Genomic DNA, 16,872 nt, shown 5'->3' with positions numbered 1-16,872 from the left:
GTGATTTTAAAAGCAGAGTGCGACATTATTTCATTTGAGCAGCGGGTTGGTATACTTTTTACTATAGTGTAAGTGTATAAGATGTTAAACAACTTTTGACAAGGAGGTAGTTATGGCACTTACAAAGTATAACGGCATCAACGAAACAATGCCGCAAACATTCACTTCAATGCTCGACAGATTCTTTAATGAGTCTGTTAACACCAGAAACTTTTCTGGTTTTACACCCCATGTAGACGCCAGCGAGACAGAAAAAGGCTTTGAGATTGAGCTGGCATTGCCGGGTGTGAAGAAGGAGGATATCGATATAGACTTTCAGGAAGGAAAGCTGACGATTACAGGTGAGCGTAAGTTTGAGAAGAAAGAGGATAACAAGCATTATCATATGCTTGAAACCCAATATGGTTCCTTCACCCGAACCTTCTACCTGCCCGACAACGTGAATCCGGACAAGATTAAAGCTGATTTGAACGATGGTGTACTGCATGTAACTGTTCCGAAAGACGAACAGAAAATAATGAAACGCAGGATAAATATCTCATCCGCTGAGACAGAAAAGAAAGGCCAGTCAGCGCCTAAAAAAGTTTCTGCCACTTCGGATGATGGCAAGCACTAAGCAGAGAATCAGATAAATAAAAAAAGAGGCCGGGCATTCTGGCCTCTTTTTTGTTTATTATTGATTAGTTTAAAGATGTAACCTTATCTACAATCGAATGAGCACATACTACCGTATACTTAAGTAGCGTTATTCTTAATGTATATAGGTCATCAATTATATTTTTAATTTAATTTATTTCTAGGTAATTCATGAAGACAAAACAGTTTATTGTAGGCTTAACGCTTTCAGCCATACTTGGTGGCGGTGTGGCCGTTGGCAGTTACAAGCTGCTGGAAGATAATATTATTACCACTGATGTAACCGGGCAGCAATATCCCATGGTTCGCTACACCAGTGCCATGCGCAGCAGCAATGTTATTGTGCCCGAAGGTCTTAATTTTGTAAAAGCGGCGCAGGTTGCTACACCTGCAGTGGTGCACGTGATGACTACATATACAGCACAGGCAACGGCGGATAACCGCACACCCATGGACCCATTCCTGCGTGATTTCTTTGGCGACGGATTTGGTGAGCGCGTACCGCGCGGACCACAGGAGGCATCGGGTTCAGGCGTTATTATTGCTACAAATGGTTATATCGTTACCAACAACCACGTTATCGACAAAGCAGACGAAATTAAAGTAGTGCTCGACGACAAGCGTACGTACAAGGCTACCCTGGTTGGCGCTGACCCAACCACCGACATAGCACTCATTAAAATAGATGAAGACAAACTGCCAACCATCCGTTACGGAAATTCGGATGATTTACAGGTGGGTGAATGGGTACTGGCTGTAGGAAACCCCCTGAACCTGAACTCTACCGTAACAGCTGGTATTGTGAGTGCCAAAGCGCGTAACATCAATATCCTGCGAACCAATCAGAACAGAGACATTAGTATCGAATCTTTTATACAGACTGACGCTGCCGTAAACCCCGGCAACAGCGGTGGTGCTTTGGTGAACCTGAACGGTGACCTGGTAGGTATCAACACGGCCATTGCATCGCAAACGGGCTCATTTGCCGGTTATTCTTTTGCTGTGCCATCTTCTATTGTAAGCAAGGTGGTAGACGACCTGCTGAAGTATGGCGAGGTGCAGCGCGCTTTGCTGGGTGCTACTATTCAGGAGGTGGATGCTACCTTGGCTAAAGATAAAGATCTGAAAACGCTGAATGGCGTATACATTGCCGGTGTAGAGGATAAAAGCGGTGCAAAAGAAGCCGGCCTGCAGGCAGGCGATGTACTGACCGGAATTAATGGCGTAGCTGTAACACATTCGTCGCAGTTGCTGGAGCAGGTAGCCCGTTACCGTCCCGGCGATAAGGTAAAAGTAACTTACCTGCGCGACGGCAAGGAGCATTCAGCCAACGTAACGCTGAAAAGCCTGAATAACAGCACCGAGCTGGTGAAACGAAGCAATGCCAAAGCCATTACATTTGATGGTGCAACATTTGCTCCTTTGTCGAAGCAGGAAATGAATAAGCTGGGCATTACAGGCGGCGCTAAAATTACCGGCATCCGCAACAGCGAGTTCCGCGATACAGGTATGAAAGATGGATTCATCATCACCAAAATCGACAAATACCCGGTAAATGTACCTTCAGATGTGAAGAAATACCTGGAGGATTTTGAAGATGGCGTTGTATATATTGAAGGGGTATACCCTGATGGCCTGAAAGCCTATTATCCTATTGGCAAATAATTAGAAAGCAACTTTTGCTGAGAATAAGAAAGCTTCTGCCATACAGCAGAAGCTTTCTTATTTTTTATAGCTTTGTATAAGACGCTGAATTTAGAGATAAGACCATGAAACAAACGATAAACGAAATCCCCCTGAACAAGGAGCTGCACGATGTGCTGCGGCAGTTAGGCATCAAAGACGTAAATCCCGCGTACAGCACCGGCCTGGCCTGGGGTGGGCAGGGAAGCGGCACTACGCGCGAAATTTATTCGCCGGCCGATGGCAACCTGATTGCTTCTGTAAGTATGGCCTCCCGGGAAGACTATGATCACGTGGTGCAAACAGCGCAGGAAGCTTTTAAAGTATGGCGCAAGGTACCGGCACCCAAGCGCGGCGAAGTGGTGCGCCAGATAGGCCTGAAGCTGCGCGAGCACAAAGAGGCGCTGGGCAAGCTGGTGAGTTACGAGATGGGCAAAATTCTGCAGGAAGGCCTTGGCGAAGTGCAGGAAATGATAGATATCTGTGATTTTGCCGTTGGCTTGTCGCGCCAGCTGCACGGCTATACCATGCACTCCGAGCGCCCGCAGCACCGTATGTATGAGCAGTACCATCCGTTGGGAATCGTGGGAATCATTTCTGCCTTCAACTTTCCGGTAGCTGTCTGGAGCTGGAATGCCATGCTGGCCGGCGTATGCGGCGATGTAATGATCTGGAAGCCTTCTGAAAAAACACCACTTGCGGCAGTTGCCTGCCAGCACATTATCCGCGAGGTTTTAGCAGAGAATGAGGTTCCGGAAGGCGTGTTTAACGTGATAATCGGCGATGCGGAAATTGGCAGCCTGATGAGCCACGACAACCGTGTGGCACTGGTGTCAGCTACCGGATCTACGCGCATGGGCAAAAAAGTGGGCGAAGCAGTAGGTGCCCGGCTGGGCAAGTCGCTGCTGGAACTGGGCGGGAACAACGCCATCATCATCACCGAAAGTGCCGATATCGATATGGCGATACCTGCGGTAGTGTTTGGGGCAGTGGGCACCTGCGGCCAGCGGTGCACGTCTACCCGACGCCTCATTATCCACGAAAATATATACGATCAGGTAAAAGATCGCCTGGCTAGGATTTACGCAAACCTGCCGATCGGCCATCCGCTGAACAGCACTACCCTGGTGGGCCCGCTGATTGACAAAGCGGCGGTTGATGCCTTCCGGGACGCGTTAGATAAAGTGCAGCAGGAAGGCGGCCAACTGATAGTGGGCGGCGAAGTGCTGGAAGGCCGCGGCTACGAAACAGGCACGTACGTGACGCCTGCCATCGTAGAAGCCGACAACAACTACGCAACGGTGCAGGAAGAAACCTTTGCGCCTATTTTATACCTCATCAAGTACAGCGGCGACATAGAAAATGCTATTGACATCCAAAATGGTGTGCGGCAGGGCTTGTCATCGGCTATCTTCTCTACCAACCTGCTGGAAACGGAAGCATTTTTAAGCCACCGGGGCTCTGACTGTGGTATCGCCAACGTAAACATCGGCACGTCGGGTGCCGAGATTGGCGGCGCTTTTGGCGGCGAAAAGGAGACTGGCGGTGGCCGCGAGTCCGGTTCTGATGCCTGGCGCGTCTACATGCGCCGCCAGACCAACACCATTAACTACAGCCGCGAAATGCCACTCGCCCAGGGCATCAGGTTTGATATTATGGACTAAATGGATGTGCTATTTTTTTAATGTGCTGATGTGTTGACAGAAAGACCTCGCGGCGTGTGCAGCGTCTGTGCCAAAGACCCGAGCCACCAAAGGCGCCTTGGGTACGAAAGACATGTGAGGGTTGAGAAAGTATAAAACCTGCCAAATCTAAAACAGAAAAGCCGGCTCTATTCAGGGCTGGCTTTTCTATTTCTAAACTTTGCTAGTCCGGCTTCTGCCAAAGTATAATTTACCCGTCCCACAGCTCAAAACACAAAAAATACTTATCAACTAAAATCATCTTGAAATATTTTGTTAATCATGCAACCTTGCATCAATGCTTTTGTCTTTGTAGTGGATGTTGGAGAAAGGGATACAGAAGTATAAAGTTAAACGCGCAGGCTACTTAAACAGCAAAGCTAATAACACTGACTTTGGAGACACTCAGCTACCAGGATGTGAACCGGCACGTGATAGATCGCTGCAGAAACGGCGAGAACCGGGCGCAGTATGAGCTATACAAGCTTTATTCCAAAGCGATGTTCAACGTGTGTATGCGCATCACCAACGACTATGCCGAAGCCGAGGATGTGTTGCAGGAGGCTTTTATCAGCGCTTTCAAGAACCTGCATACTTACAAAGCAGAGGCCTCGTTCGGGAGCTGGCTTAAAAAGATTGTAGTGAATGCAGCCATCAATGCTATCCGCAGAAGACGCGCGGAACTGGTGCCGATAGATGAACGGCTTGCTGGTGAGATAGCCGACGAACAGGGATACGACGATGACACGGAATGGCAGGCAGACAAGGTGCGGCGGGCTATCCAGAAGCTGCCCGACGGTTATCGCGTGGTACTGAGTTTATACTTGCTGGAAGGTTACGATCATGCCGAAATCGGCGAAGTACTGGACATCACGGAGTCAACATCGAAATCGCAGTATAGCCGCGCCAAAAAGAAACTGATAGAACTGATGCGGGAGCCACTGTTGGTGGCCTAGCATAACAAACAGAGAAGTACCATGAGAGATAAACTAAAAGATTTTGTGCACGAACACCGGGAGGCGTTCGACACGTTCGAGCCCCGCGCCGATCTGTGGCAGGAAATCTGCCGGGATCTACCCGCTGCACCCAGGGAGGCGAAGGTGATAAAGATTTCGTTTGGCCAGCGCGCCAGCTTTAGCGCCGATGCCCTGTTTATGCGTGTGGCGGCGGCAATTCTGCTCCTGTTCGCCTGTGGCCTTACGCTGTTCCTGATGAAGCAGGCCTCGCCTGGGGCAGCTAACACCATAGCCACAGCGAACCAGGCCAGGCTGCAGAAAATTTCGCCGGAGATAGTAGAGGTCGAAGCTTATTATACCAGCCAGATACAGAAGAAAAAAAGCGAACTGAGCGCCTATGACCTGAAACTACTCGGCCTGAACGGTGATGCGGATATCGATCAGGAGCTGGCCCGCCTCGACAGCAGCTATACACAGCTCAAAAAAGAACTTTATACGACGCCCAATACCGACAGGGTGGTGGAGGCCATGATCCAAAATTTACAAATCCGGATGGAGGTGCTCAACCGCCAGTTAGAAGTGCTCCAAAAGATAGAACACAAGCAAAAACAACCTGATTCTGAACCTGTAAAAAATAATACAACCCATGCGTAACGCTATACAATCTCTATTTTTATTGCTGGTAATGTTCCCGATGATGGCCCTGGCGCAAAAGGCAACAGATGCACCTTGTGCTCCTGCTGCTCCTTTCAGGGTTGTTTCAGTCGATTTGTCAGGGCTGGCTGCGCTTGCGGAGCCGGGCAAACTGGCCATGCTGGACCCAAGTCTGAAAACCGTATACCTGGAACAGCAACAGCCTGCTGCTTTCGATGCGGAAAAGCGCAAAACCATTGATAAAAGCTATAAAGTGAGCAAAGCCAATTTGCTCGACATCGAAAACAGCTTCGGCAAGGTGCAGGTAAACACCTGGAGCAAAAACGAAATGCGGGTGAAGGTAGATGTTATTGCCCGCGCCGCCTCCGACAGCAAAGCGCAGGAGATACTGGACAACATCAGGATTGTAGAGTTCCGCGAAGGAGATGCTATCTCTTTTAAAACAGAAATGTCGCCGATGCGCATCAACGGAAATACGCAAAAAAGCTTTGAGGTAAACTATACTGTTTTTATGCCTTCCGAAAATCCGCTGGCAGTAAAAAATACCTATGGCGATGTATACCTGGCCGACCTGCAGGGCAAAGCAGACATCACGGTAAAGTATGGCACCCTGAAGAGCGAACGCCTGAGCAACAGCGGCAACAACGTAAAACTGACGTACGGCTCGGGCAGCTGCGGTTTTATAAATGGCGGTAACATACAGGTGGCATATGCTGATTTCAACCTTAGCGGCACCAACGGCCTGCAGGGCTCCTCAAGATACAGCGACTTTAAAATCGGCAGCCTTGGCGAAGAGCTGAACCTGGAAGTAAAGTATGGCTCGTTTAAAGTGGATAAAGTGAGCAAGGGCATCCGCCGTATTTCGCTCGACAGCGGCTTTACGCCAATCGCTTTAAATTTTGAGGATAACACCACTTTCAGATTTGATGTGAGCGTGCAGTTTGGTGATTTTAAAGTAGATAAATCGTTAATCAATATTACTTCCTCTGATAAGGATTATACCTCTGCGGAGTATAAAGGTAACTTCGGCGGCGCAACATCTAAAGGCCTGGTAACCATCACCTCTAAGTATGGCGACGTGAAGTTTACACAATAAAGGCAGTGTTGATTGTTAGTCTAAGGTGAGAAAGGAGCTGGCTGTTGCCGGCTCTTTTTGTTTCTGGCCGGGCGGAAATGCCGGTAATGTTTATCTTTGGACTTGGCAATAGAAGAAGACATCCTTCACTCGTCATGGTAGAAGTAAACAAGCTGCCAACGCCTATTGTTATCAAGTTGAAGTCTATTGCTACTGTCAATATGCCGCAACAAGTATAGCTATCAAAAACAAGATCCGTGAACGAAACTACAGAACAGTTCTATCGGCAGCGTGCTGATAAGTTAGCTGAACAGGAAAAAAGTGCAACCTCAAAAGTGAGTATGGTATCGTGGGGGCGGGTACTGGTGTTTCTGGTGGGAGCCGTGCTGGCGTATTATTTTTTCAGCAGCGGCAACATGGCTTTGGGGGTTGTTGCCATACTTGTTTTTTATGGGCTGTTCCTGGTTGTGCTCAAGTGGCACCAGCGTCTCGATTTTAATTACCAGCAGTTGGTGCTGCTGCGGCAGTTTAACCTGCAGGAAACAGACCGGCTGCACGGCCGCCTGAAAGGGTTTAACGGTGGCAATGAGTTTATTGATCCGGCGCATCCTTATACTTCAGATCTGGATATATTTGGTGACAGTTCGTTGTTTCAACTGCTGAACAGGGCCGTGTCAAGTATAGGCAAAAGCAGACTGGCCCAATGGCTTCAACACGCTGCAAGTATAAATAGCATACAGCAGCGCCAGGAAGCCGTACAGGAGCTCACACAGCAGCTAAACTGGCTGCAGACGTTTCTGGTGCTGCCGCGCTACTACAAACAGGCTGCGGCCCCGGCAACGGAATTTATTGCCTGGATGCGGCAGCACACAGACTTTTACCAGCGCCACGCCTACATGAAGCTGCTGATCTGGGTGCTGCCCATACTTACGCTGGCGGCTGTGGTGGCCTGGTTTAATGGCGTGAGCGGCTACGTACCATCTTTTTTTCTGGCAGTGCAGTACCTGCTGGGGTACAAGTTTAGAGCAGCGCGCGAAGCTTATTACGAGAACAGCATGGCGATGTATGAGGCTGTGCGGAGTTATACGCGGCAATTGCAGCACCTGGAAAGCCATACCTTTGGGTCCGGCCTGCTACGGGGTTTACAGTCAGGGCTTATAACGGAGAGGGGCAAAGCTTCTGTAGCAGTGGGCAGGCTTTCTACCATTATAGATTATTTCTCCTGGCGCCTCAGCACCCTCATGAGCTTTTTCCTGAATACGATCCTGATGTGGGATTTTATCTGGATGTATCGCCTGGAGCAGTGGAAGCAAAAGCACCTGGCGCAGCTGGAGCAGGCAGTGGAAGTGCTGGCCGAAACGGAGACTCTGGCAAGTATGGCCTGCTATCAGCATGCCCACCCAACATACGCTATTCCGCAACTTAGCACGCAGCCTTTTGAGTTTAAGGCAATGGCGCTGGCACATCCGCTTATCTTCTCGGTATCGCCGGTTACGAATGATTTCGGAATGGCGGGCATTGGCCAGACCATCGTGGTAACAGGTTCTAACATGTCCGGCAAAACCACTTTTCTGCGTACTATTGGCATCAACATGGTGCTGGCGCTGATGGGTGCGCCGGCCTGTGCGGACAAGCTTATACTTGCCCCCGCACAAGTATACACCGCCATGCGTACCGTTGATAACCTGGCCGAGAACACGTCTTCTTTTTATGCCGAACTAAAGCGCCTGCGCGTGCTGCTGGAACTCACGGAAGAAGAGCAGCCGGTTTTCTACCTGCTCGACGAAATCCTGAAAGGTACCAACTCCCGCGACCGGCACCAGGGTGCAATGGCGCTTATCCGGCAGTTACACAAGCGCAATGCCTCCGGCCTCATCTCCACCCATGACCTGGAACTTGGTGCAATGGAGGAGGAACTCGCCGGCAGCGTACACAACTACAGCTTCAACAGCGACATTGTGGGGGACGAGATTATATTCGATTACAAGCTGCAACGCGGCCTCTGCCGCAGCTTTAACGCCAGCAAACTGATGGAACTGATGGGCATTGATATGCAGGGCCGGGGTTGAGTTTTTAGAAGAATCTTTGATACAGGAGTTTTAGACAAAAGACTTTTATACTTTGCTGATGATTTATACTTCCGGGTATAGCACATCACACCTAATCTACTTAGCACATTAAACGTTAGCACATTAACCTATGAGAGTAGTAGCCGATATCCCAAACCCGAACATGAAAGTAACCCTGCTGTCGTGGAACGGCAAGTACCTGCTGAAACTGGAGAAAGCCGACTTCGAGCAGACCTATAAAATCAGCGAAATGAACGTAACCGGCGATGAAGGAGCCAAAGCCCTGCTGGACGAGGAATTCCTTGAAGCTGCCATGAACAGGTTCGTTGACATGCGCGATGCCTTCGTCAGTACTGTCCGGCGGAATGGGTAATGCAATATATATCTCCTAAAGGCTTTTGATTGGCTATATCTTATAAAAGCCACTGACAATGCGAACGAAACTTTTAAGAGGTTTGTCAGATATAAGGATTACAGGAGTTGGATAAACACAATACCATGGAATTGATAAAGAAAACATACATCATTGATGAGCATCAGAACAAATTAGCAGTACAAATTGACATAGCTGACTTTGAAAAGATAGAGCAGATCCTGGAGGATTATGCACTCGGCAAATTAATGGAAGAAAATGATCCTGTCGAGAATCTGGATTTGCAGGAAGCCAGAGAATTTTATAATCAGCTGGGTAAAGCGCAATAGCGTGAAAGTTAAAATCAATAAAAGATTCCTGAAAGATTTGGCCGAAATTCCGGCAGGCGATCGGCAGAAGATAGAAGCTTTCGTTTTTGATGAGAGTGCAAATCTTGAATCAATTGAATCTGCTGGAACATTCGAAAAGCTCAAAGGTTATCATCACTTCTACCGCGTTAGATTCGGGAATTATAGAGTTGGGGTAAAGTATGAAGATGAAGTTCTGACATTTGAAAGAGTGCTTCACCGGAGAGAAATATACAGATATTTTCCCTGAAACCGAAAGTGTGCTCTATAGCATCATGCCGTGGCATGACTTTGTTCCTGAGTAATTATATAACCCAAAACAGAAAGGCCCGCATCTCTGCGGGCCTTTCTTTATACTTATACTTGTAACCAGCAATTAGCCGATAGCTACACGCTTGAACTCGCTTACTTTTAAGCCCTTGCTCGTTTTCTCCAGCAGCTGTGAAATGTTCAGCGACGGGTCTTTTACAAATTCCTGGTTCAGCAGGGTGTTTTCTTTGTAGAACTTGTTCAACTTGCCTTGCGCGATTTTCTCCAGCATTGCTTCGGGCTTGCCTTCGGCACGTGCCTGCTCTTTGCCAATTTCAATTTCGCGCTCAATAGTAGCAGCATCCACGCCGTCTTTGTCCAAAGCAATCGGCTTCATGGCTGCAATCTGCATGGCTATGTCCTTGCCAACTTCTGTTGCGTCGGTGCCGTTGGTGTTGTTCAGGCCAACCAATACGCCCAGCTTGCCATTAGAGTGGTTATACGCCACTACTTTATCAGCCGAAACAGTTTCGTAAGCTACCAAGTCTACTTTCTCACCGATTTTGCCCATCAGGTCGGTGATGTGGTCCTGTAGCGGACGGCCATCAGCCTGTGGTGTTGCCAGCAGTTCTTCTTTAGAAGTTGCATTAGAAGATACAGCTGTATCGAGCACTGCTTTTGCCACGTTCTGGAAGTCAGCAACCTTGGATACCGGCTCCGTTTCGCAGGCCACAGCTACTATTTTACCTGTAGTGCCCTCAGCATTTACCTGTGTCAGAACAATACCTTCAGAAGTAGCATTGTCAGCACGCTTGTTGGCAATCTTTTGACCTTGCTTGCGCAGAATATCTTTTGCTGTTTCAAAATCGCCGTTTGCTTCTGTCAGCGCTTTTTTGCAGTCCATCATACCTGCTCCTGTTTCCTGACGGAGTTTGTTAACGTCTTGTGCTGTAATAGCCATATTTTTGTTTAATTAAAAATTACGAATTACGAATTAAAATCGGGGAATGAGGGTATTCCTTAAGTAAAATGGAGAGCATAAAGTGCAATCCTGTTCACAGCAGCAAATTAGTGTCTTTTGTCTTGAGTCTAAGATCCAACAGCTAAAATCCAATATCCCCTAAAACAAACTGAACATTGAAGCAGTTTTGCCCAATGTTCAGTTCGTTGTCATGCAATAGGAACGATAGACTATTGTTCGTCTGCTTCTTGTTTTGCCTTAATGCCTTCTTCTTCAGAACGCTTGCGCTCGCTTTCCTCTTTGTCCACCTTACGCTCCGACAGGCCTTCCTCAATGGCTTTACCGATAATAGATACGATAAGGGCTACTGATTTAGAAGCATCGTCGTTTGCCGGAATCGGGAAATCAACCAGTTCCGGGTTAGAGTTGGTGTCGCAGATAGCGAAAACCGGCAGGTTCAGCTTATGCGCCTCTTTTACGGCAATGTGCTCACGCTTTACGTCTACTACAAACAGCGCAGCAGGCAGTCTCGACAGGTCTGCAATACCGCCCAGCACACGCTCCAGTTTCTCGCGCTCACGCGATAACATCAGTTTTTCGCGCTTCGCAATAGCGGCATAGGCTGTGTTGTCTTTCACCATTTTATCGATGGTCGACATTTTTTTCAGCGACTTGCGCACAGTAGCGAAGTTAGTGAGCATGCCACCCAACCAACGATCCGTTACGTACGGCATCTTCAGGCGCTTTGCCTCTTCTGTTACAATTTCCTGCGCCTGCTTTTTGGTAGCGACGAACAGGATTTTGCGGCCGGATTTAGCTATGTTTTTGATGGCCGAAGTCGCCTCATTCAGCGAAGCCAGTGTTTTATTCAGGTCGATGATGTGGATGCCGTTCTTCTCCATGAAGATGTACGGCGCCATTTTCGGATCCCACTTTCTGGTAAGGTGTCCGAAGTGAACGCCTGCATCCAGTAATTCTTTATAATTAGTATTTGCCATGTTGCTACACCTTTACGATTAACGTTTGCTGAACTGGAACGAACGACGCGCTTTGCGCTTACCGAACTTCTTGCGCTCTACCATGCGTGGGTCACGCGTGATAAATCCTTCTTTGCGCAGAGCTGATTTAGCCTCGGCGTTTTCAACTACCAGTGCTTTAGAGATAGCAAGTCTAAGTGCTTCAGCCTGGCCGCTTACACCACCACCTTTGAGGTTGGCAACCACATCGTACTTGCCAGTTGATTCTAAGGTTTGAAACGGCTGATTCACAATAGTTTGCAATACTTCGCTAGGGAAGTATGCCTTGATATCTTTACCGTTAATAGTGATATTCCCTTGCCCGGACGTCATGTAGATGCGTGCCACCGAGGTTTTTCTTCTACCAGATGTATTGATAACTTCCATTAAATTAGATATTGAGGGTTAATTCTTTAGGCTGCTGTGCTGCATACGGATGCTCGCTACCTGTAAAAACATGAAGATTTCTGAATAGCTCACGGCCTAAAACACCTTTAGGCAGCATACCGCGTACAGCGTGCTCCACAAGCAGCGTAGACGACTTGGCCTTTAGCTCGCGCGGAGAAATACGCCGCTGTCCGCCCGGGTAACCCGTGTGCGACAGGTAATACTTCTGATCCCACTTGCGGCCTGAGAAACGCACGTTATCAGCATTGATAACAATCACGTTGTCGCCGCAGTCGGCGAAAGGCGTGTAGGTAGGCTTATTCTTGCCTTTCAGGATCTTGGCGACTTCAGACGCCACGCGACCCAGATTTCCTTGCCCGGCGTCTACAATCACCCAGCCTTTATTGGCTGACTTCTTGTTGACAAACTGGGTTTTGTAACTTAAATGATCCATTATTGGTGGTTGTAAGCGATTTATTTATTTGATTATTGGACTTTCGGTACTTCAAAAATGGACACAAAGATAGCTGTTAGTTATTTGATATGCAACTGATAGGGTAAAATATGCTGTGTAACAGGTAAATAATAGGGCAGTTTCAGTAACGTAAGCCCTCCGGATAAACGAATTGGCCTAAAGAAGCCGCTGGTTTCTTTAGGCCAATAGTTGGTGGTAAGTGTCTCTTTATTTCTTTACCCTAACAGGTGGCGGTGGTGGAAGCAGACCAGGCAGTTGCCCGTATTTGCTTTCTGCGGCAGGGATGCTTTTGCTTCCATTAAAGTCATATACTTCAGATTTACCGGATTTTAAATAAATAACAATTGACTCCAGGTTATAGTCTTTCCGGTTGTTGAACTTCCAGCCAACCTGTTTTACCGTTGGGTTTCGTTTCAGAAATGCCTTATAATCCTCGGGCAGTTTCGTTTCGTCTCTATAGTAATCCACCTCATTAGGGGTAAAGATGAAAGCTTCATTTTGTTGCTGTTTACTATGCGATGGCGCTGCATCTGCTTCCGTGGCAGGTGGCGGTGGGGGAACAGGAGCTGGTTCCGGTGCAGGTGGCGGTGGCACAGGCAAGGCTTCGTTGAACTTTAACACCTGGGGAGAATCTTTATTCTTCTTGGTTGTGATAACGATCATGCCCTTAGCTGCTTTGTCTCCAAAAGCCTTTTTAGCGCTTTCACCTTTCAGGACACTAATACTAGAGATTTCATTTGGATCCAGTTCCTTGATGGCATCATTGGGTACTTCCTTTCCGTCGATGTAGTAAATTACAGAATCAGGTATAGTTGCCTTTGCACTGGCTTGTTCCTGAACAGCAACAGCATCAGGCAACGAAACATCGGGTTCTTCACTGCAGGCGGTAACGATAAGCGCGGGGACCATCATTAGGGGTACAAGCACTGCATACCGGGCAACCTGCAGTAGGGAGGATTGTTTTTTGTTCATCATGGCGATTCTTCTTTTAAGTGATGGAAAGTTGAATTGGTTGGCGATCTGTGGCTCCGGCGTAGCTGTAACTTTCAGGAGCAGGTATTGGTATTGTTTTCTGTCTGCACCGGCCTTAACTACTTTCTGGTCGGCTATAAATTCCAGGTTCTCTTTGATGGCTTTTTTCAGGAGCCATACGCCCGGGTTAAACCAGTAAAACACGGTGCTTAGCTCAGCAAGCAGCACATCAAGCGTGTGCCAGCCTTGTATGTGCACCTGCTCGTGCCGGAGTATCGATTCGGTTTCATCGTGTTTGTGCTGTTCCGGATTCAGGTAAATAGTCTGCCAGAAAGAAAAGGCCTGCGTTATACTTTCAATCTTCCGGAAGCTGACACCTTTATGCCGGGCTGGTACTGAGCTGGAATGTATCTGAAAAAGAGATATAAACTGTATCAGTAACCTGAACGCCATGACCATTGCGCCAATCCAGAACAGAAAAACCGGTATCTGCCAGTAATCAAATACAGGCCCTTGGTCGGGTATAACTGTTGCACTAACCCAGGCTGGCACTGTTACGGTATAGGCATTGGCAAGTGCCTGATGCCGGTTAAGCAGCCCTGTGAAATCAATAAAGGGGTATAGCGTGGAGAACATGATGCTGAACACCAGAAACAGGCGGTTAAGATGATAAAAAGTGAGCCTGCGGAGTATAAAATGATAAGCCACATAAAAAAGCGCTAAGGCAGCGTTCACTTTCAGCAGGTATAGGAGCAGGGCTGGCATGTTATTCGGGTTTTTTGTTTTCGATCATATCTATAATCTCTTTCAGTTCTGCTGCGCTAATCTGCTTTTCCTTTGCAAAAAAAGCCACCAGTTCTTTGTAGGAGTTCTTAAAGTAATCATCCACAAAACCTTTCATAAAGCGTTTCTTGTAGTCTTCGGCTTTCACGAAAGGAGTGTAGCGGTACGTGTTTCCCAGCCGTTCGCTTTGCAGATACCCTTTCTTTTCGAGGTTTTTTACCGTTGAAGCCAGGGTAGTATAAGGCGGCTTTGGTTCCGGAAGCTTCTCCAGGAAATCCTTTATGAATCCGCCTTCCAATGCCCAGATGGCCTGCATGGCTTCTTCTTCCTGTTGCGTTAATTTTTCCATAATTTACGAGTGTTTCGTAATATTACGAATATTTCGTAATAAAAGGTTATTAATTAGGAAATTTATTTTAAAATAAACCTAAACCTTATAAACCAGCTGCTTAACTGAAGTATCGCATTTTGAATCTGATGCAGGAATATCCTTCTTCCGCTGTCTTGCGTCTTAAATCTTAAGTCCAATGTCCATTAAACCATGAAAGCCATACTTGTAAAACAACCCGGCGGGCCAGAGCAACTTATACCTGGGGAATACCCTGCGCCAAAACCAGCTGCTAACAAACTGCTCGTAAAAGTGCATGCTACTGCCCTGAATCGTGCTGATACCTTGCAGCGCGAGGGCAAATACCCGCCGCCCGAGGGAGCCAGCCCGCTGCTGGGCCTGGAGATTGCCGGGGAAGTAACGGAGGTTGGTGCCGATGTAACAAAGTATAAAGTTGGCGATAAGGTATTCGGGTTGTTGCCCGGCGGTGGCTACGCCGAATGCGCGGTGATAGACGAAGGGATGGCCATACCGGTGCCTGCTAATTTAAGTATGGAAGAAGCGGCAGCTATACCCGAAGTGTTCCTGACGGCTTACCAGGCGCTGGTGTGGCTGGGCAGACTGCAGCCCGGCGAGCGGGTGCTCATACATGCAGGCGCCAGCGGCGTGGGCACCGCAGCTATACAACTTGCCCGCCAGATAGGAGCCGGGGTGCTGGTTACCGCCTCTGCCGGAAAACTCCAGACCTGCCTCGATTTAGGCGCTGCCAAAGCTATAGATTACAAACAGCAGTCTTTTAAAGAGGAAGTGCTGAAATATACCAATGGAGAAGGTGTGGATGTTATCATCGATTTTATTGCCGGACCATACTTTGCGGATAATATCGATTGTCTGCGTACTGACGGACGCATGGTTATACTTGCCAGCCTGGGCGGTGGCAAAGTAGCGCAATTTGATCTGCGCCAGGTGCTGGCGAAGCGCCTGCACATCATGGGTTCCACGCTCCGCTCACGCTCCAAAGAATATCAAATAGCTTTAACAAACGACTTATGCCATTTCGCGCTGGACAAGTTCAGGAGCGGCGCGCTAAAACCCGTAATCGATTCGGTATATAATTGGGAAGATGTGGCCGAGGCGCACCGCTACATGGAGCAAAACCGGAATACCGGCAAAATTGTACTGCGGGTAAGTTAGAGAACCAGATAAAAGACAAAGGACAAAAGATGTGGTACTGTAAATAACAATCCCACATCTTTTGTCCTTTGTCTTTTATCCTTTCTCCAGGTCTATAACTTGCTAATACTGCCGCAGTTGCTTTACCAGCACCGCAAAATCTTTGGGGTAAGGCGCCTCAATTTTCACAGGCTCGCCGTTCAGCAGCATAAAGCCAATATTGAAGGAGTGCAGTGCAAACCGTTTAATAAGCGGCTGCTCTTCAGTGCCATCTTTCAGGTTGAAGCCGCGCTTCAGGTTGCTCAGGTAAACGGGCTCGCCACCATAGAGCTCGTCTGCCACAATGGGCGCTCCCAGAAAGGCGGCGTGTACGCGTATCTGGTGCAGGCGGCCGGTTACCGGGCTGCACTCCAATAGCGTATGGCGGCTGAAATTCTCGATGGTGGTAAAGTACGTTTCGGCGGGCTTGCCTTTGGGCGTGAGCTTGGCAACACCTTTGGCACTCGCCAGGATAGAGCGGCTCACCAGCTCGTCCTCCAACTTGTGCTGGCCCCATACCACGGCATGGTATATTTTGTATACCTGGCGGTGCTCAAATTGCATGGCCAGGTGGCGGTACGCTTCCGGATTTTTGGCAAATACCAGGCAGCCCGATGTATCTTTATCGAGGCGGTGGCAGGCCTGCATATCGGGGCTGTATTGGCGGGCAAGCTTGAGCATGTTCGTCGCATTGGGCGTTCTGTCCTCCAGTGTCGATACAAAAGGCGGCTTGTTCACCACCACATAATCCTCGTTCTCGAATATAATCAGGTCTTTAAAAACCGGGTACTTCATGTTGGCTATACTTTGTTCTGGCGCACGGCTATACCTGGCGCTGTGCATTTTGCAAAGATACAGAAATTTGACGCGCCTGTACGCTGTGGGCCCGTGCCAGATTTGCCAAACCTCAACTATATTTATCTGATCTTTTCTTTGGCTGTGAATAGTGGTAAAGGCTCTTTGGTGAATAGCAGCCTGTTTGATTTATTTTATAGGAACCGGAATTTGATTATA

At 48.2% G+C, this 16,872-nt stretch carries 18 protein-coding genes; 11 read left to right on the top strand and 7 right to left on the bottom strand.

The window, feature by feature from the left end; genetic code table 11:
- The first annotated feature begins 112 nt into the window (after positions 1-112).
- The 10 genes from I2I11_RS08580 to I2I11_RS08535 all read left to right on the top strand — a co-directional run bounded on the left by I2I11_RS08580 (position 113) and on the right by I2I11_RS08535 (position 9,725).
- Positions 113-616, top strand: a complete 504-nt coding sequence (locus tag I2I11_RS08580) for an Hsp20/alpha crystallin family protein (RefSeq protein WP_196267279.1) — start codon at positions 113-115, stop codon at positions 614-616.
- 191 nt (positions 617-807) lie between these two features.
- Positions 808-2,301 (top strand): Do family serine endopeptidase, encoded by a 1,494-nt coding sequence (locus I2I11_RS08575; RefSeq protein WP_196267278.1) that lies wholly within the window; start codon positions 808-810, stop codon positions 2,299-2,301.
- A 104-nt stretch (positions 2,302-2,405) separates the two neighbouring features.
- Positions 2,406-3,983: an L-piperidine-6-carboxylate dehydrogenase gene (amaB, locus tag I2I11_RS08570; RefSeq protein ID WP_196267277.1), complete on the top strand. Its 1,578-nt coding sequence runs from the start codon at positions 2,406-2,408 to the stop codon at positions 3,981-3,983.
- 413 nt (positions 3,984-4,396) lie between these two features.
- On the top strand, positions 4,397-4,957 hold the full coding sequence (locus I2I11_RS08565) for an RNA polymerase sigma factor (RefSeq protein WP_196267276.1): 561 nt from the start codon (positions 4,397-4,399) through the stop codon (positions 4,955-4,957).
- 21 nt (positions 4,958-4,978) lie between these two features.
- On the top strand, positions 4,979-5,611 hold the full coding sequence (locus I2I11_RS08560; RefSeq protein WP_196267275.1) for a hypothetical protein: 633 nt from the start codon (positions 4,979-4,981) through the stop codon (positions 5,609-5,611).
- Positions 5,604-6,707, top strand: coding sequence for a DUF4097 domain-containing protein (locus I2I11_RS08555; RefSeq protein ID WP_230679985.1), 1,104 nt, complete (start codon positions 5,604-5,606; stop codon positions 6,705-6,707). The genes I2I11_RS08560 and I2I11_RS08555 overlap by 8 nt, the downstream gene beginning before the upstream one ends.
- A 236-nt stretch (positions 6,708-6,943) precedes the next feature.
- Positions 6,944-8,755, top strand: a complete 1,812-nt coding sequence (locus tag I2I11_RS21555) for a MutS-related protein (protein WP_370582950.1) — start codon at positions 6,944-6,946, stop codon at positions 8,753-8,755.
- A 130-nt stretch (positions 8,756-8,885) separates the two neighbouring features.
- Entirely contained in the window at positions 8,886-9,128 is a 243-nt protein-coding gene (locus tag I2I11_RS08545; protein ID WP_196267274.1) for a hypothetical protein, read from the top strand.
- Positions 9,129-9,253: 125 nt separating this feature from the next.
- On the top strand, positions 9,254-9,457 hold the full coding sequence (locus I2I11_RS08540) for a hypothetical protein (protein WP_196267273.1): 204 nt from the start codon (positions 9,254-9,256) through the stop codon (positions 9,455-9,457).
- 1 nt (position 9,458) lies between these two features.
- Positions 9,459-9,725, top strand: coding sequence for a type II toxin-antitoxin system RelE family toxin (locus tag I2I11_RS08535; protein ID WP_196267272.1), 267 nt, complete (start codon positions 9,459-9,461; stop codon positions 9,723-9,725).
- 126 nt (positions 9,726-9,851) lie between these two features.
- Here I2I11_RS08535 and tsf read toward each other — a convergent pair whose 3' ends face one another.
- The 6 genes from tsf to I2I11_RS08505 all read right to left on the bottom strand — a co-directional run bounded on the left by tsf (position 9,852) and on the right by I2I11_RS08505 (position 14,667).
- Positions 9,852-10,685: a translation elongation factor Ts gene (gene tsf, locus I2I11_RS08530; protein WP_196267271.1), complete on the bottom strand. Its 834-nt coding sequence runs from the start codon at positions 10,683-10,685 to the stop codon at positions 9,852-9,854.
- 230 nt (positions 10,686-10,915) lie between these two features.
- On the bottom strand, positions 10,916-11,683 hold the full coding sequence (gene rpsB / locus I2I11_RS08525) for a 30S ribosomal protein S2 (protein WP_196267270.1): 768 nt from the start codon (positions 11,681-11,683) through the stop codon (positions 10,916-10,918).
- Between the two features lie 18 nt (positions 11,684-11,701).
- Positions 11,702-12,088, bottom strand: a complete 387-nt coding sequence (rpsI, locus tag I2I11_RS08520) for a 30S ribosomal protein S9 (protein ID WP_196267269.1) — start codon at positions 12,086-12,088, stop codon at positions 11,702-11,704.
- 4 nt (positions 12,089-12,092) lie between these two features.
- Positions 12,093-12,542 carry a 50S ribosomal protein L13 gene (gene rplM, locus I2I11_RS08515; RefSeq protein WP_196267268.1) on the bottom strand — a complete coding sequence of 150 codons (450 nt, stop codon included), beginning with the start codon at positions 12,540-12,542 and terminating at the stop codon, positions 12,093-12,095.
- A 228-nt stretch (positions 12,543-12,770) separates the two neighbouring features.
- Entirely contained in the window at positions 12,771-14,300 is a 1,530-nt protein-coding gene (locus I2I11_RS08510; RefSeq protein ID WP_196267267.1) for a M56 family metallopeptidase, read from the bottom strand.
- 1 nt (position 14,301) lies between these two features.
- Positions 14,302-14,667 (bottom strand): BlaI/MecI/CopY family transcriptional regulator, encoded by a 366-nt coding sequence (locus I2I11_RS08505; protein ID WP_196267266.1) that lies wholly within the window; start codon positions 14,665-14,667, stop codon positions 14,302-14,304.
- A gap of 192 nt (positions 14,668-14,859) precedes the next feature.
- On the opposite strand from I2I11_RS08505, the gene I2I11_RS08500 reads away from it, so the two are divergent.
- Positions 14,860-15,840, top strand: a complete 981-nt coding sequence (locus I2I11_RS08500; protein ID WP_196267265.1) for an NAD(P)H-quinone oxidoreductase — start codon at positions 14,860-14,862, stop codon at positions 15,838-15,840.
- A 102-nt stretch (positions 15,841-15,942) separates the two neighbouring features.
- On the opposite strand, the gene I2I11_RS08495 is transcribed toward I2I11_RS08500, so the two are convergent.
- On the bottom strand, positions 15,943-16,653 hold the full coding sequence (locus tag I2I11_RS08495) for an RluA family pseudouridine synthase (RefSeq protein WP_196267472.1): 711 nt from the start codon (positions 16,651-16,653) through the stop codon (positions 15,943-15,945).
- Positions 16,654-16,872 lie beyond the last annotated feature (219 nt).

This window comes from Pontibacter rufus (assembly GCF_015694705.1).
GTDB classification, from domain to species: Bacteria; Bacteroidota; Bacteroidia; order Cytophagales; family Hymenobacteraceae; genus Pontibacter; species Pontibacter rufus.
Note: the sequence above shows the minus strand (reverse complement) of the source record. Positions and strands in the feature narration are given on the sequence as shown.

Coding starts and splice junctions, on each gene's coding strand:
- I2I11_RS08540 (WP_196267273.1), top strand. CDS start 9,254: ATGGAATTGATAAAGAAAACATACATCATTGATGAGCATCAGAACAAA.
- tsf (WP_196267271.1), bottom strand. CDS start 10,685: ATGGCTATTACAGCACAAGACGTTAACAAACTCCGTCAGGAAACAGGA.
- amaB (WP_196267277.1), top strand. CDS start 2,406: ATGAAACAAACGATAAACGAAATCCCCCTGAACAAGGAGCTGCACGAT.
- rplM (WP_196267268.1), bottom strand. CDS start 12,542: ATGGATCATTTAAGTTACAAAACCCAGTTTGTCAACAAGAAGTCAGCC.
- I2I11_RS08495 (WP_196267472.1), bottom strand. CDS start 16,653: ATGAAGTACCCGGTTTTTAAAGACCTGATTATATTCGAGAACGAGGAT.
- rpsI (WP_196267269.1), bottom strand. CDS start 12,088: ATGGAAGTTATCAATACATCTGGTAGAAGAAAAACCTCGGTGGCACGC.
- I2I11_RS08500 (WP_196267265.1), top strand. CDS start 14,860: ATGAAAGCCATACTTGTAAAACAACCCGGCGGGCCAGAGCAACTTATA.
- I2I11_RS08575 (WP_196267278.1), top strand. CDS start 808: ATGAAGACAAAACAGTTTATTGTAGGCTTAACGCTTTCAGCCATACTT.
- I2I11_RS08545 (WP_196267274.1), top strand. CDS start 8,886: ATGAGAGTAGTAGCCGATATCCCAAACCCGAACATGAAAGTAACCCTG.
- I2I11_RS08505 (WP_196267266.1), bottom strand. CDS start 14,667: ATGGAAAAATTAACGCAACAGGAAGAAGAAGCCATGCAGGCCATCTGG.
- I2I11_RS08510 (WP_196267267.1), bottom strand. CDS start 14,300: ATGCCAGCCCTGCTCCTATACCTGCTGAAAGTGAACGCTGCCTTAGCG.
- I2I11_RS08560 (WP_196267275.1), top strand. CDS start 4,979: ATGAGAGATAAACTAAAAGATTTTGTGCACGAACACCGGGAGGCGTTC.
- rpsB (WP_196267270.1), bottom strand. CDS start 11,683: ATGGCAAATACTAATTATAAAGAATTACTGGATGCAGGCGTTCACTTC.
- I2I11_RS08555 (WP_230679985.1), top strand. CDS start 5,604: ATGCGTAACGCTATACAATCTCTATTTTTATTGCTGGTAATGTTCCCG.
- I2I11_RS08580 (WP_196267279.1), top strand. CDS start 113: ATGGCACTTACAAAGTATAACGGCATCAACGAAACAATGCCGCAAACA.